19 protein-coding genes and 1 pseudogene are annotated in these 13,865 nt (G+C 62.0%); 3 read left to right on the top strand and 17 right to left on the bottom strand.

The features are described 5' to 3' along the window. Window positions 1–134: 134 nt before the first annotated feature. Window positions 135–452, bottom strand: a complete 318-nt coding sequence (locus ACWCO2_RS35910; RefSeq protein WP_450132264.1) for a hypothetical protein — start codon at window positions 450–452, stop codon at window positions 135–137. A gap of 76 nt (window positions 453–528) precedes the next feature. Between ACWCO2_RS35910 and ACWCO2_RS35905 the strand changes: the two genes are divergently transcribed. After that, window positions 529–780, top strand: coding sequence for a hypothetical protein (locus ACWCO2_RS35905; RefSeq protein WP_450132263.1), 252 nt, complete (start codon window positions 529–531; stop codon window positions 778–780). 498 nt (window positions 781–1,278) lie between these two features. Here ACWCO2_RS35905 and ACWCO2_RS35900 read toward each other — a convergent pair whose 3' ends face one another. Both ACWCO2_RS35900 and ACWCO2_RS35895 read right to left on the bottom strand, forming a co-directional pair. Continuing rightward, a complete protein-coding gene (locus ACWCO2_RS35900) occupies window positions 1,279–1,752 on the bottom strand; it encodes a hypothetical protein (RefSeq protein ID WP_450132262.1) in 474 nt (157 codons plus the stop codon). Window positions 1,753–2,021: 269 nt separating this feature from the next. After that, window positions 2,022–2,435, bottom strand: coding sequence for a hypothetical protein (locus ACWCO2_RS35895; RefSeq protein WP_450132261.1), 414 nt, complete (start codon window positions 2,433–2,435; stop codon window positions 2,022–2,024). 1,036 nt (window positions 2,436–3,471) lie between these two features. Between ACWCO2_RS35895 and ACWCO2_RS35890 the strand changes: the two genes are divergently transcribed. Next, window positions 3,472–3,675, top strand: coding sequence for a CsbD family protein (locus tag ACWCO2_RS35890; protein ID WP_450132260.1), 204 nt, complete (start codon window positions 3,472–3,474; stop codon window positions 3,673–3,675). Window positions 3,676–3,843: 168 nt separating this feature from the next. On the opposite strand, the gene ACWCO2_RS35885 is transcribed toward ACWCO2_RS35890, so the two are convergent. The 10 genes from ACWCO2_RS35885 to ACWCO2_RS35840 form a co-directional block, all read right to left on the bottom strand. After that, a complete protein-coding gene (locus ACWCO2_RS35885) occupies window positions 3,844–4,170 on the bottom strand; it encodes a gas vesicle protein K (RefSeq protein WP_450132259.1) in 327 nt (108 codons plus the stop codon). Further along, window positions 4,163–4,390 carry a gas vesicle protein gene (locus tag ACWCO2_RS35880; protein WP_450132258.1) on the bottom strand — a complete coding sequence of 76 codons (228 nt, stop codon included), beginning with the start codon at window positions 4,388–4,390 and terminating at the stop codon, window positions 4,163–4,165. The genes ACWCO2_RS35885 and ACWCO2_RS35880 overlap by 8 nt, the downstream gene beginning before the upstream one ends. Before the next feature lie 8 nt (window positions 4,391–4,398). Then, entirely contained in the window at window positions 4,399–5,175 is a 777-nt protein-coding gene (locus ACWCO2_RS35875) for a GvpL/GvpF family gas vesicle protein (RefSeq protein WP_450132257.1), read from the bottom strand. After that, window positions 5,168–5,638: a gas vesicle protein gene (locus ACWCO2_RS35870; protein ID WP_450132256.1), complete on the bottom strand. Its 471-nt coding sequence runs from the start codon at window positions 5,636–5,638 to the stop codon at window positions 5,168–5,170. The genes ACWCO2_RS35875 and ACWCO2_RS35870 overlap by 8 nt, the downstream gene beginning before the upstream one ends. Further along, window positions 5,635–5,997 carry a gas vesicle protein GvpO gene (gene gvpO, locus ACWCO2_RS35865; protein WP_450132255.1) on the bottom strand — a complete coding sequence of 121 codons (363 nt, stop codon included), beginning with the start codon at window positions 5,995–5,997 and terminating at the stop codon, window positions 5,635–5,637. The genes ACWCO2_RS35870 and gvpO overlap by 4 nt, the downstream gene beginning before the upstream one ends. Before the next feature lie 98 nt (window positions 5,998–6,095). Beyond that, complete coding sequence (locus ACWCO2_RS35860) at window positions 6,096–6,347, bottom strand: gas vesicle protein GvpG (protein WP_450132254.1); 252 nt, start codon at window positions 6,345–6,347, stop codon at window positions 6,096–6,098. A 1-nt stretch (window position 6,348) separates the two neighbouring features. Then, on the bottom strand, window positions 6,349–7,146 hold the full coding sequence (locus tag ACWCO2_RS35855; RefSeq protein ID WP_450132253.1) for a GvpL/GvpF family gas vesicle protein: 798 nt from the start codon (window positions 7,144–7,146) through the stop codon (window positions 6,349–6,351). Then, window positions 7,143–7,562: a gas vesicle protein GvpJ gene (gene gvpJ, locus ACWCO2_RS35850; RefSeq protein WP_450132252.1), complete on the bottom strand. Its 420-nt coding sequence runs from the start codon at window positions 7,560–7,562 to the stop codon at window positions 7,143–7,145. Before gvpJ ends, ACWCO2_RS35855 begins: the two co-directional genes overlap by 4 nt. 4 nt (window positions 7,563–7,566) lie before the next feature. Next, on the bottom strand, window positions 7,567–8,700 hold the full coding sequence (locus tag ACWCO2_RS35845; RefSeq protein WP_450132251.1) for an SRPBCC family protein: 1,134 nt from the start codon (window positions 8,698–8,700) through the stop codon (window positions 7,567–7,569). 11 nt (window positions 8,701–8,711) lie between these two features. After that, on the bottom strand, window positions 8,712–9,392 hold the full coding sequence (locus ACWCO2_RS35840) for a hypothetical protein (RefSeq protein WP_450132250.1): 681 nt from the start codon (window positions 9,390–9,392) through the stop codon (window positions 8,712–8,714). Window positions 9,393–10,547: 1,155 nt separating this feature from the next. Here ACWCO2_RS35840 and ACWCO2_RS35835 point away from each other — a divergent pair. Further along, window positions 10,548–10,892 (top strand): hypothetical protein, encoded by a 345-nt coding sequence (locus ACWCO2_RS35835; protein WP_450132249.1) that lies wholly within the window; start codon window positions 10,548–10,550, stop codon window positions 10,890–10,892. A gap of 474 nt (window positions 10,893–11,366) precedes the next feature. On the opposite strand, the gene ACWCO2_RS35830 is transcribed toward ACWCO2_RS35835, so the two are convergent. From ACWCO2_RS35830 to ACWCO2_RS35815, 4 genes and pseudogenes are all read right to left on the bottom strand, one after another. Then, window positions 11,367–11,759: a hypothetical protein gene (locus ACWCO2_RS35830; protein WP_450132248.1), complete on the bottom strand. Its 393-nt coding sequence runs from the start codon at window positions 11,757–11,759 to the stop codon at window positions 11,367–11,369. A 157-nt stretch (window positions 11,760–11,916) separates the two neighbouring features. Beyond that, a pseudogene (locus ACWCO2_RS35825) lies at window positions 11,917–12,261 on the bottom strand (transposase); the annotation flags it as partial. Between the two features lie 48 nt (window positions 12,262–12,309). Next, window positions 12,310–13,080, bottom strand: a complete 771-nt coding sequence (locus ACWCO2_RS35820) for a recombinase family protein (RefSeq protein ID WP_450132247.1) — start codon at window positions 13,078–13,080, stop codon at window positions 12,310–12,312. 497 nt (window positions 13,081–13,577) lie between these two features. Next, window positions 13,578–13,865, bottom strand: a 288-nt coding sequence (locus ACWCO2_RS35815; protein WP_450132113.1) for a transposase, incomplete at its 5' end; no start/stop codon positions are given.

Raw genomic sequence — 13,865 nt, 5'->3', positions numbered from 1 at the left:
TGGCCTGGTCACACTGGCGCCGACAACGCCAACTCCAAGCCCGAACCAGCCACTACCGAAAACGCGGCTACCCCTGAACTGCCGTTGCAGTACTAGGCTCGCCGCCGATGGGAATGCTCATCCATCGGGTTCTATCAGAGGCTCATACCCGCGTCACAGGCCTGCTGCAGGCCGGCACCGGCTCCATCCGAGGCGAAGTCGATCAGTGTTCGGGTGCCCGGCGGGCAGCCAGGTTCTCGAACACGAGGAGCCCTCATGCGGATCTCCACCTGGAACCGTGGCATCGCGATCACCGGAAGCTGTGCCGCGCTGGTAATGGCGATCGGCGCGCCGATCGCGTCCGCGCAGCGGGCTCCGGCACCGACGCCGGTAGCCCCGATCACGCTGAGTTCCGAGGAATCCGCGCAGGTGTGCAACGAGATGGTTCCCAAGCTGCAGAACGCGCCGATCACCCCGTCCAGCGCTCCGCCAAGCTCAGGCGACGGTCAGTCGGGTGTTGATGATCGCAGCGGCGGGTAGGACGTGGTCATGGCCAAGGACAAGAAGACCAGCAAGATCGTGACTGATCCAGACCAAGCTCTTGCCCGGGCGCGGGCAGCCGCCGAACAGATCAAACCGAAGGATGAGGCACTGTACTGGGCGACGATGGCTCAAGCCCTTCTCTTGAGCGAGATGCGCGACATGATTCGCGAGACGCGCACTCACCAAGGTGGGAGTGTGGAACTACCCGAACAAGCACCGCCACGGGAAACAGCCAAGGTCACCGTCGTCGAGAAGTAGCACGGCGTGGCGTGGTGTCGCTGAGGTGCCCAGCTGCTGCGGCGCCGACATACAAATCGTCTGTGCTTCCAAGGTGGTGCGACCAACGGTGCACCTCGGATCGGATCACCGGTTCCCGACGTAATCTCGTGCCTCAATATCGTCCTGGCACCCGTACGGATCACGGCGTTCGAGGCCGGCGAAGAATCGCAACATCCAGCCTGGCCCGCCATCCGTTCACTCTGGCCGCAATGCCGCAGCACGCATCGCGAGCGCGCCGTCAGAAGGCCGTCGGTCCTGAGTTTGAGCGCCAACCAACCGTTCCTGCAACGACGCTCCTAGACAGCACTGCCAGGGCATCGGCTCTGGCAGTGCACCCACTCGATTGTGCTTGGCTTTTGCTGGTTCTCTCAGCAGAGTCATCACCGCCCGACTGCCTTGGCACCCGCACCGTGATCACGTGGGCGCGTCGGCATCGCTGGTCGACAGTGGATCCAACAAAGGTCAACGGTCGCCCCACTAATGGGAGCCACGAAGCCGAGCCAGTCTCCTTGAGCCCCGACCTCGCTTACCAGCACTGGTCGTTTCAGCTGCCCGGGCTGCCGGGATGGCGTCCTCGGGCGGGAACGTCTCCTCGGCCGGCCGAACGCCTTCACCAGTCGATGCTCCGGCTTCTTCGGCGGTTTGTTCCCCGCTGAGCGGACGTTCCTCTGGTTCCTTCGACGAACGCAACACACGGTAAGCGACGTACGCCATGGCAGCCGCTGCTGCGCTCCCTGCTGCCACCATGCCCGTGCGCCGCAAAAGCACCATCCTCCGCGCGCGGGCCTTCGACCGGCGGGTAGACCTGCGCTTGCCATGACGCCTCGACGCACGAGCTCCGAACACGTCCTGGACGACCTTGCGAACGAGGCGCAATGCGATCTTGGCCATGCCCCAGAAGTGCACCAAATAACCGAGGAGCGTGGCCAGATAGGCCTTGATCTTTATCATGTCTCGAGCTCCCAATCACCGATGTCACCACATGCACTAGCGGTTACAGTCCATTCTCCAGGCGCAGGTAGCGGGACGCCATTCGCGAGACGGTTGATCGCCACGTCTGTCAGCGAAATAAAGTCACTCGTACGAACTGATTATGAGCCCATGTTCCACCCTTCAAACATCGCTCAATCTGGCGAGGCGTGATCAAGCGTTCAGGCAAGTCCGAAACCGGAGTTGCAGCCGCCCCGGCGAGGACGTACGCCAGCCCCACCCGCGGTGTCTCAGCCGCGCTGCGTTGCTGCGCGAAACGCCGCCACAACGGCACTTACGATCAGCACCAACAGGAGGACCACGACCAGCACCACCAACAGGACGGGCAACAAGATCATCCCGGCCACCAAGATGAACTTGGCCTGCCAGCTCATACCGGCTAATGCACCCTTGATCGCTTCCCAGACCGGACTCTTCCCGAGGAGCGCTGCCCGCACTGCCCGAAGCGCAGCCTGGGGCACGGCCCCGGACTTGTCTGCGCTCTCGGCAAGTTTGCCCACCACTCTCTCGATCTTCTTCGAGATGAGCCGTGTGCAAGATTCCAGCGCGGCGTAGGCGAGTTGCCACAGACTGAATTCCAGCCGCTCCAAGGCGGCCGCCATGCTTCCGTCAAACCCAGCGGGCGCGCTGCTGTGATCGGCCACATTTCCTCCGGTCGACTCTGCCGACGCACGCGTCGCGAACCCGTGAGCCAGCCCAGAAGACGCGAAAGTCACCTCAGAAAGTTTCGTTCTTCGCCTCGGAGGCGCATTTACCTCTTTCACATTAACTCCGGTTTCCAGAGTCGATTCCGACTCGGCTTTCCCAATTGAACCAGAGGCGCCATCTGATCATTTCTGTTTTCTACCTAGAAATTTCTTCCGCTTTCCGTGTTTCTCGTCTGCTCTAGCCGAGCCTCTTCCGCGATCGGGACGACGCCTAGAAACGCCTCTCGCTTTCTTAGCGCGCCCAGAGCGTCCGAGCCTTCGTTCACGCACCACAGCCGGCACCGCCTGTGAAATCTTTCCGACGGTGCCCGTGAGCGTTGCTGACAATGCCCGAAGCTGTTGGAATGCTTTGCGACCGAGGCGACCCAAGACAGGCTTCGCCACGCTCCACCAGCCCAGCAAGACCCTGGCGAGGTTCGCCAGCGCCACCTTGATCCGAATCATGGTCATCACCGAGCCTTCAGTTTCCACTGGTTACCCGGGAGCGCTCGAACGGAAGCGCCGGACACCCGAGTCCGAACTCGCCCGAACCGCCGCGGCACACTCGCAGCTGCACCGCCTGGGTAGTCCTCGGATGGACTCGATCAAACCGGCGGTCGGGCGCACTCCTTACCAGCAGAGCTCCGGACGGGTCCGTAAATCGATTGCCAAGCGACAATCGATTGTCGCCTTCTGACATCGTAGTCATCGGTACGCAACAGCAGTATCATACGTGACCTCCCAACGACTCCAACGTTTTTCACAGCCGAGAGAACCACCTCCAGGAAGCTGTTCAACCTAGGACAAGTGTGCAGTAACAAATATCTTCAGGTGTAGGGCGAGCGCGTCGTGGGTAGGCATGAAGCGACTTCGCAAGCTGCCCGGTTGAGCTACCGGGACTTTGTCGGAGAAGTGCCAGGGCACGAAGCCCCGGCGTCTGGTTTCTTCTGCAAAGGCGAGCGGGTCCCCAGCAGCCGCACCAAGGGAGCATCACATGGGCACGGGCGACAAGGCCAAGCACAAGGCCGAAGAACTCATCGGCAAGGCGAAAGAGAAGCTGGGTCAAGCAACCGGCGACGAGAAGAAAGAAGCCGAGGGCAAGAGCGAACAAACCAAGAGCACGCTAAAACAGGCGGCAGACAAGGTAAAAGACGCCGCCACAGGGCACGGGCGGAAGAAACCCGACCGAGACGGATAGTTACATGTTCACGGGCCGCCCACCCCACTGGTATGCGGCCCGTTCCGCCATGTCCACAGCCGACGCACTGTTAGACGACGCAAACGATCTGCGGGACGCACGGCGACTTCAGCACAACATCACGGTCACCAGGGTCTGAGACTCACTGCTGACCGGAGATAGTGATCATCAGTGGTCGTCCCGCGGCAGCAGGGGGCCGAGCGGACCGAGGTCCAGGTTGAGATCATCGGTGGAGAATCCGAAGCGATCGCGCAGTTCCGTCATCGCCTCTTCCAGCTTCATGAGGGCGAGACCCAGCTCTTCAACTTGGTCTTCGTCGAGCGTTCCTTGGTCGACTCTGCGCAGTGCCTGGCGTTCCATGAGCTGGCGCAGCAGCTCAACGATGGTCAACACGAGCCGGACCAGATCGCGCTGGACTGACTCCGCATCGGTTTCGATGCGGTGCTGCAGTCTTCCCGACCGGCCGACTCGCTGCTCTCCAGGCGGTTCACTCATCGCTGCTCCGTTCCCAGGAGTCGACGCTCATCGTGCTCTCCTGGATCGATGTGATGATGGCCCGCAACGAGACCCGCACCAGGTCGACTCCAGCCAAGGAGATGGTGACGTCTCCGGTGAGAACCACTCCGCCAGCCAACAGCCGATCGAGCAGGTCGACGAGCGCGATCTCACGAGTGTCCCGAACAGTTCGCGTGCTGACGGCGTGTCCTGTGGTCATCGCCGCGCTCACAGTCGTTCCGTGGATATCACCGCGAACGAGTACGGCGCCCAAGGTCCCGTGAGTTCGATCTGCAGGAAGCTTCCGCTCGCGATGCCGTCGATCGCGGAGGTGAACTCCCCGGTCCGCGAGTCGTCCACCAGATAGGCACCGTTGAGCACCATCAAGCCCCGGTAAGCCGCAAGGTCGCGATTCTGCGGCGGGTGCACGCGGTTCGCATGAGCGAGCTTGCTCAAAGCATCGTGAATCTCGCTCGCTTGCTCCACCGCTTCATGCTCTGCCGCGGCCTGCCCCTTTCTCTGCTCTCGGATCTTGCGAAGGTAAGCCTGTCCTGGGCTCTCGCCCGTACCAGCCTCCGACTCAGCAGGTGCCTCGGACGTGCTCTTGCTGAGGTCTGCGTATACTTTGACGCCCCACTCCGTACGGCCGGTTATCAGCTCCAGGACGTCAAGGAACACGGGCGCTTGTTCCGCTAGTGCAGCCTGGACCCGATCATCGTTGTAGTAGACCGTGGCCAACGCCAGTGGCGCGACAGTCGAGGTGGCAGCTGCCGCGTCGACGACGCGGTTGTGCTCACGCACTGTTCTTTCCAGCCACCGCATGTCTTCCAGGTTCTTCCGCAGTCCTTGCTCACCGAACTCGTCAACGGTCACCGTGCTGACCAGCGCTGCGAGTTCGCCAGAGGTAACCAACCGAACCTCCGCCCCGGCGATCCCGGCTACGCCGTGCTGCAAGTCGGCGTCCTTCCGCGAGATCGCGTAAACGTAGGACAGCGTTTCAGTCACGGTCCTGCTCCTCAGCGGTGCGTCGAGGAGGTGCGCTTCGACGGCGCTCACGGCGTTGTTCGTCCTCGCCTTGCTCTATCGCGCCCTGTGATGTGCCGCGTTCGGATTCGAGTTCACGCACCTGGGACCGCAACTGCCGGTTCTCTTCGGCCAGATCGCGGTGGCCGGACGACAGGGTGGGGTCGTGCTCCCACCAATCGATCCCCATCTCGCGGGCGCGTTCCACCGAGGCGACCACGAGCCGAAGTTTGATGGTCAGCAGTTCAATGTCGAGCAGGTTCACCTGGATATCGCCGGCGATGACGATTCCCTTGTCCAAGACGCGTTCGAGGATGTCTGCGAGGTTCGCGGATTCCTGCCTGGCAGGTGGCGCCGCCCGCTGTCCGTACCAGGCGGGTGCCCGTGCCCCGCCACCTCTGACCTCCGGTGCGGTCATCCGCTCCTCGCCATCGTGCGCGTTCATCTTTCGTTGCCCCGTCCCCTGGGATAGCGATCGACCCTGCGGTAGGAAAGGAGATCACCGTCTTGGTCCAGTTCCGCCTCGTACACCGCCAGAATGTCCGCCGAGTCCGGAACCCGGTGACTCTCGACCACCTCGACACTGACAAGCCAGCCATTTTCTACGCGCTCGAGGGACGTGACACCCTCTGGCTGCCTGCCCGTCAGTTCATGGACTTGGCGGACGGCCAGCTGCGCGGCCTGGGCAGCCTTGAGCGAACGCCTCCCATCGTCGCTGCCTCGCCTATCCTCTTCAGCTTCGGGTTCCGGACGCGCTCGCTGTGGATTGCGGTCCTTCTCCGTAGAACGGTCGCGTGGGGCCACAGACTTCGATCCCGTTTGTTGCGGTCGGCTTCGCCGCCGGCGATCAGCTGGTGGCTCGCGATCTCTGGCGTCGTCGCCCCGCGCGGTGGCCACCGGATTCACATCTCCCCGGCTTCACGGCGGCGTTGCGCTTCGAACAGTCTGGCCAACAGGTCTGCGTGCAGCTCGTCACGCTGTTGATCGGTCAGCTCACCGGCCGCATGTGCGTCATCGACGTCGGCTATCTGGCGTTGGATCAGGGCGGGATCGTAGTACTGCCGCTCCGCGTGCTGCTTAATCTGTTCGGCCACCCACGCGGCACCTCGGACCGGTGCCAGCGGAAGCGTGAGCAGTCCGGTAATGAGCCCCATGTCAGGTCTCCGGCAAGAAGTCGTAAGGAGCGAGAGGCCCGATCAAACGCAAGTTGATCCGCCCATCCCACTGCCATCCAAGATCATCCACTGCTTGCTCGAACTGCGCTGCCACCTCACGATCAACGAGGAACGCGACGTGCATGGCGTCGTCCTCACCCGCGACCGCATGTGGAACGGAAGCAACGAAGGACTTCTCGAGAGAGCTGATCAGTGTCTCGGTGTCAGCTTCACGTTTTCCAACCACCGCATTGTTGACCAGCTCGCCGAGCCTCAAGCGCTCGGTGTAGCCTGCGTCCTCGGGCATACCTTGAAGTACATCGCGCAGTTCCTGGATCTCTGGATCCTCGGACACGATTTCACGGAGGTGCGCGTTGTTCGCGTACCGACCGCGAACGGTGAACTGCACCAAGCCGGCGAGTTCGGCGAGCATTGCCTCGAAATGATCGTCGTGGGGTGCCAGGAGCTCGTCGACAACAGCCTCCATGGTGCTTACGACTGATCCGAAACGCATCGGTATCACAGTCGCTTCCGCCGCAAGAATGTCAAGTACCCGTTCATGCGCGAGCAAGTCCTCGCGTGTTCCGAGTGGACGAGCGAGTTGTACCTCGCTGACCAGAGCGGAGAGCTTGCCGTACGAGGCCAGGTTTACCTCTTCCTTGCCATCGCCGACCGAGGGCAGGTCGTCCGGGAGCTTCTCCCGGTGGTCGAGGATCCCGTACACATACACGCCGCGATCAGTGTTTTCTCGCTGTCCTGATTGGACGTGGCCGCCTCGTTCTGCGTGTGTGGCCATCATTCATGCTCCCGGCTGTGCGTTTCCCGGCGCCGTGCGGGTTGTTTCTCCCTCTTGTCTTCCCTGTCCGCACCGCGGAACTCGTCGAACTTGTCCTTGGCCGCGTCGATCATCCCCTTGGTCTTGCCTTTTGCGCCGCCCTCTGTCATGCCCTGCATCAGCTCTGGAAGGTCCTTGCCGCCCTTCTGATCCAGGTCCAGCCTGTTGGTGGCTTCAGCGAAGCGGAGGTAAGTGTCCACACTGGCCACGACGACGCGCGCATCGATCGTGAGTATCTCGATTCCCACGAGCGAGACCCGCACGAACACGTCAATGACCAGGCCCTTGTCGAGGATGAGCTCGACTACATCCGCCAGGGTGCCTCCAGTTCCCCGCTGAACCGGGGAACCACCGCCGCCTTGCATGCTTGCGACGGTCATGCGATCACCTTCTCCGGCTGGATGTCACGGGTTCCCCGCGACGCCGTCCGTGTTCTTCTTCCGCCTCATCTTCGCCGTAGCCCTCGTCGCCGTACTCGCCTTCTTCCTCGTAACCTTCGCCTTCCTCGGCTTCGGACTCCTCATCGGCTTCGCCGTAGTCCTCGTGCCGCTCGGCCTCGCCTTCCTCGCCGTACTCTTCCTCTTCGCCTTCCTCTTCAGCTTCGCCGCGCTCGCCTTCGTATTCCTCCTCTTCCTCTTCGGGGCCGTATCCTTCTTCTTCCTCGCGCATGGCGTCCTCGTGGGTCTTGACGACCTCCCGATCGCGGATCTCGCCACGCCACCCTTCGATCTCGTCCTGCTCCAAGATCGTCCGCGTCATCATGTGCCGTTTGATGTACTTGAAATCCGCTCGCACGCGACGTCCTTGCGCACGCCACATGTACGCGGTCTTCTCGAAGAATCCTTGCGGGTAGTACTCGATGACAAGCAGGATCCTGGTCATGTTCGGCTCGAGCTCGTGGAACGTGACCGATCCATCCGCGGTCCCCTTCGCGCCTTTCGAAGTCCAGATGATCCTTTCATCCGGCACCTGTTCGACGATAGTGGCTTCCCAGCTTCGCTTCGACAGGAAGATCTGCGCTTTCCAATTGATCTTCTCGTCGGACTCCTGGTCCACACTGAGAACTTTCTTCGTCATGCTCGGAAAATCTTCGAATCTGGTCCACTGGTCATACACGACGCGAAGAGGCAATCCCACATCGTTGTGCTCGATGATGTTGACAACCTTGGACTTCCCCTTCTTCCCCCCTTTTCCGCCGCCCATGCCAAGTGCCTCTTTGGCCTTTTCTTTTACGCCCGTCAGACCGGCCTTCAGTGCCGACTTGACTGGGGATCCTCCCTCAGCCAACTCCTTACCCCCTGTCACCGCCGCCATCAAGCCGGCACCGCCGTTCTCTGCCGACTCCGTCAGTCTCTCGGTCATGCTCTCGACCTTGTCGCTGAGGAAACCCGTTGCCCGTTCCCCTGCCGCTGCCAACAGTTCCTTGACGCCTGCCTTCAAAGGTTCGAGCGGAATCGCTCTCAACAACCCGCCCGAACCAGCGGCATGTTGATCAACGGATTGTTCTGCCATGGCCATCACCCCAGTCCTCAAGACGACTTCTTAGGAGCGGCTGGCTTGCTGCTGGTCCCTGACTTGCGCTGGCTCGTTGCCCCTGACCTGCTCTGGCTCCCCGCGCCACCGCTTGAACGACCTCGGGCCTCGGTCGAGGACGCAGTCTTGGAATCGTCCTGATCGGAGCTCCTCGGCCTCGGCACGGTTTCCTTCTTCGCAGCGGAACCACCGCGCCGACCACTCGGCTCAGAATGACGCGGGCTCCGAGCCGATGATGAACGTTCAGCCATCCGCCCGCGGGCACCGTCAGCGCTTCGCGGCGATCGTTCCGGCGCCTGCTCTTGCTCCTCTTCCTCGCGCTCCTCGGTTGCGGCTTCATCCGCGCCCAAGTCTTCCTCGGGAGTTTCCTCAGAGGTCCGCTTGCCGAGGCCAGATACTCGCTTACCGAGGCCAGAGGCTTGTTCCCCGACATCGGGAGCCCGCAAACCGGCGGCCCGCTTGGTCAGGTTGTCGCCAATCGAGTCGATCTTGTTCGTCGCTGCCGCAATCGCAGCGGCCTTGGCCGCGTCCATCAAACGCTCACGCGCCTCACCGGCCAACTTCTTCAACTCAGGAGACCCTCCGACCAATTTGCCCCCCTGCGCGAGGAGATCCTTGGGATTGAGCCCAACGTGCCGCCCTGCCATCATCCCGGCGGTCGCGATCGCGAGCTTCATCTTCCGACTGCGCCCCAGGACATAACCGATTGCTACTGCCAACGCGATTTGAGGTCCAGATTTCATGATCAACCCCCTGCGGACGTCTCCGGCAGGCCGGTCGCCCGAAGCGCAAACAACTCGCTCACGCAGCTGAGCACAGCCGAGGTTCGGCACCACTCGCCCGCGTGTTGACCTACCGTCGAGCCGCTACGGCGACTATTTTGAGTGACTACCCTTCCATTAGTGGACCAAAACCCCTTGCTATGAGGCAACTTCGTGATCGAACGCGATTTCCGCGAAAACAAGATCGAGAACCGCGCCAAGGCCGACGAGATCGCTTTTTACTGCTAACATCACGTTGATTTTTCAGTTACATGAATAGCCTTCGAGCTCAGCGCCGTAGCGAGATCAGCTGACCACACCCGCATCTCGAAGCTCCTCTTCGACAATCTCGCTCACCCAGCGCCGTAGTGGCGACACCCGTTCTGTTGCGTGCCGCTCACGGTTATCTCTTCTCCACCTCGGCGTTTGCTGGTCGTCGCTCAGCTCCACAGCCTCTTCGTCCGCTGAGTCCGAATCCACGGTCAGGCCGCTCAGCGCGCACAGCGCGCCTCGGCCGGCCGCCGACGTCGCCGCCAAGCTTCTTGTCTTCGAGTCGCCATATAGAAGGCCCAAGACCACTGCGTCACCGATGTCAGCCGCCGCACGGCTCACTATGGCCAGTCGCAGCGTGTCAGGGCTCGGCGCAAAAGTCATTGCCAACCCAGATAGAACGTCTCGTACGCCGATGCCGCGACAGAGAACCTTCACCCCCGGAGAGGCCTCACCATCCGAGTCAACGAGCCCACAGGCACGTGTGAGGGTCTCTGGACGTAGTACGACGAATGCACCAGCTGCGGCTGTTCCGATGCCGAGCAGGCGTGGAAACCACGTCATGGTGCTACACCCCTTCTCCAAGGATGCCGATGCCCGCCCGGGCATGGACACCTTGATCACTAGCGCCTCACGTGTTGGCGCATAACGAACACCGTGCTCGTCCACCAGTATGCGCCCACCCTCACGAGCGGAAAGGTTCCTCCACCGGCTTCAGCATGGCCTCTTCCCCAGGGGTGGGGCTACGGTGGAATCGCTCGCACAATCCGGCAGCGCCAGGACCTCGGAGGCGGAAAAATCATGTCGAGTACACACCGCACTGAGCATGTCCCTGAGCAACCGCGCGAGCATGAAGACGTTCAAGTTCTGCTCGTCGCCCAGATCAACTTGCCTTGGATGAGGCGAGGCCTGGTCGACGCCGGCGTACTCGTTCACACCCCGAACCTGACCGCGAGCGTCCATGGCGGACTGCGCATGATCGCGAACGTCGTTATGGCCGCGGCGAAGCCCCTTGCTACAGGCCGTCAGGAAGCTGCCTCGCCCGAGGAACGTCCGACGCTGCTGGTTACCTCAGAACGCACCGACAGTTCAAAGGCCGACGCTCGTCAACGACGCAAGCCGCTACCCCAGGAAGACAACCGCTGACCATTCCGGCGGAGTCGCGGGCGTGTGGACTGCACCAACACCAGCGGGCCAGTGCAAGCCAGCGCAGAGCCGCCGCCACAACAGAATCAGGGTATCCACTTGCTGCAAATCCGCAACTCCAGTAACGCAAATTTCTCCATCGCTTCATGTGCGCTCGCCCGAGTTCCACCGCGACTGGCAGTTGCGACCAGCCGAATGACCGAAGGAAAGACCCACGAACTCCAACGAGCAAGGGCGCGAGGGTGGTCCACCCACTTGATTATGACTGGCCTATAGAAAAATCCGGCTCACGATCGTCCATTCAGGACCTGGGAACGAACGAACAGCTCTCAACTTTCCCGCTGGGATGGATGCCATGCTAGGGGGCAATCCGGTGGGGGTGTCGTCGTCGATGGTGAGGATGTTGCCGCCCCGGATCATTCGCCGTGCGCCTAGCCAGGAACGAAGCCGAACCCTGGCTCAACAACAATGAATCTACTGGCTAGTAGAGGTTCCGCCGCCCTCACCCTCGTGCGTTGGAGTCGTCGGCTCCTCGTTCGAACTGCTCGAAATCTCGCGGCGGGCATCGCTCCAGGCCCGCTGTGCATGTCGTTGCGTCTCTGCGGCTTCGGCGAACGTTTCGCCGTGTGCCTGCGCGGCAAGGGCATCAGCAATCCCAGCCAATGCCACCGCGCCGCGCGACCCAGCAAGCGCGAACGCCGTGACCAAATCATCCGGCAGGGCTGCACCGGGGCCCTCTCCACGGGCGGCGCCTGACTCCGCGTCCACTGCGCCCTCCCAAGCTGAGCTTAGTTGCCCTAGAGCATCCAGCAGGTTGCGCCAAACAGTGACCTGCTCAACGTTCGGTTCTGGCGACATGTCGCTCATCGTCTTCGCTCCTCGAATCGCACCTATGCCCGCGTGATCTAGACCCTGTGGCACCCTCGGCGTTTCGCGCACTTCTTGAGGCTTCACGCTCAGCCGCGTGCTCCAGACCGGGCCGATTTACTTGTCAAATTTGGCTCTTCTGCTGGTTCCGTGGGTGTCAGGTTCGTCTGGGGAGGGTGGGTGGGTGTCCGCCGAGGACGAGCATGGCCAGGGCGATGAGTGCTTGGGGGCTGCGGAATCCGAAGGCGATGCGGGTCAGGAGCCGGATTTTGGTGTTGGTGGACTCGATGAGTCCTTGTGAGAGGCCGTGTTCGAGGGCGGCGTCGATGGTGGCGCGGTGTTTGGTGATTTTGCCGGCGAGGTCGATGAAGACGCGGATCTGGCAGCGCCGGGCCCAGCCGACCCATTTGTCGAGGGCTTGTTTGCCTTGCTCGCCTTTGACTTTGAAGACGTGCCGGAGTCCTTCTTTGAGGAGACTGGCGACAGCGGTAACCGGCCCGGTTGTTCACCCAATGCGAGTCAAACCGCCGACCACACAGACCATACACAATCAGCCCTGCCAACCGATAGACCCGCGTATCCCCTCCTGAGTCTTGCGGGCAACACGCATCCCCTGGATCGACTGAAACGTTGCCTCGTCGACCAGCGCGACATGCGCCGGTGCGTTCGACACCACCCAATCCTGCTTATCCATGCGTCCACCCGCCCCACCGGCACGACGAGCAGCGCCAGGTCGGCGGAGGGTGCCGTGCCGGTTCCACACCTGCGCCCCTATGTACCGCGGATTCTCCAAAATCCCCGACACCGTCCGCGTAATCCACGCCCGCCCAGAACGATGCGCATTCCGCTCCCGATCAGCCCCCGACGGACACGCCACCCCACGCTCGTTGAGTTCCCGGGCGATACCGGCCACGCTGCGCCCCGCAGCGCGCTGCTCGAAGATCCACCGCACCCACGGCGCCGTCACCGGATCCGGCTCCAACCGATGCAACCGCCGCCCCCACTTCGCGTGAACACTGTTCGGATGCGGGCCCGCATCCACCAGCCGATACCCATACGGCGGCCGCCCGCCCAGAAAACGGCCCTGCTTACACACCTGGGCACGCATCGCCGCCAGCACCCTGTGCTGGGTCCGCAGCACCTCTTGCCGTGACTGCGAACCGAGTAACAGCATCAACGCCTGATGTGCCGGATCCTCGAGATCCACCGGCCCACCTGCCTCCAGATCAACCCGACCCCATTTCAGCCAGACAAAGGCCAGCCTCCCAAAATCCTCCCAAAAATCGCCAAAATTCGAGACACGACCTTCCAGAGCGATCACTGAAGATCCACAACAGCATGCAAAAAAGCCCGTTGACCTGCACTTACGTGCCGATCAACGGGCTTTTCGCTCCGTCGGGATGGCGGGATTCGAACCCACGACCCCTTGACCCCCAGCTAAGCGCGGGGTCAGCGGCATGCTCAAGCTCATTCTTCGAGGTCGCTGCACAGTCTACTCGGCGAAGTAAAGGAGTCCACGACACTCGCCTCCCCGAACTGCTTGCCCACCCTACTCACGGTACAAGGAGACACGGCCGGCATCGCACCCCGACCACGGACACCACGACCAGATCTCGAGCAACCGACACACGTGAAAGACCGTCAGAGCACAAACAGCCCAACGGCCAAGGCACGCGCCACAGAGCTCCAACACGATCCGACTACTACGGAACCTGCGACTACCCACGAAAGCCAATTTCAGTCAGCACTGATACAACAATTCCAACCAACAGCACCCGCGCGGGGCTGTAACGGGAACGGTGTTTCCGGCGTGGTTGGTTAGTAGGTTTCAGCGGCCGGCCAGCGGTCACTGAAGGTGATGGCGAACGCGTTGATCACGGGTTTCCAGCGGCTCGTCCATCGGGTGCGGCCCGCCCCGGTGGGGTCCAGGCTGCGGGTGACAAGGTACAGGCATTTCATGGCGGCCTGCTCGGTCGGGAAATGCCCGCGTGCCCGTACCGCGCGGCGGTATCGGGAGTTCAAGGATTCGATCGCGTTGGTCGAGCAGATCATTTTCCTGATCTCGATGTCGTAGTCGAGGAAGGGAATGAACTCCTCCCAGCTGTT

The organism is Saccharopolyspora sp. NPDC002376 (genome assembly GCF_053593195.1).
The sequence above is the reverse complement of the archived record's forward strand: the minus strand, read 5'-3'. Positions and strand labels throughout refer to the sequence as shown.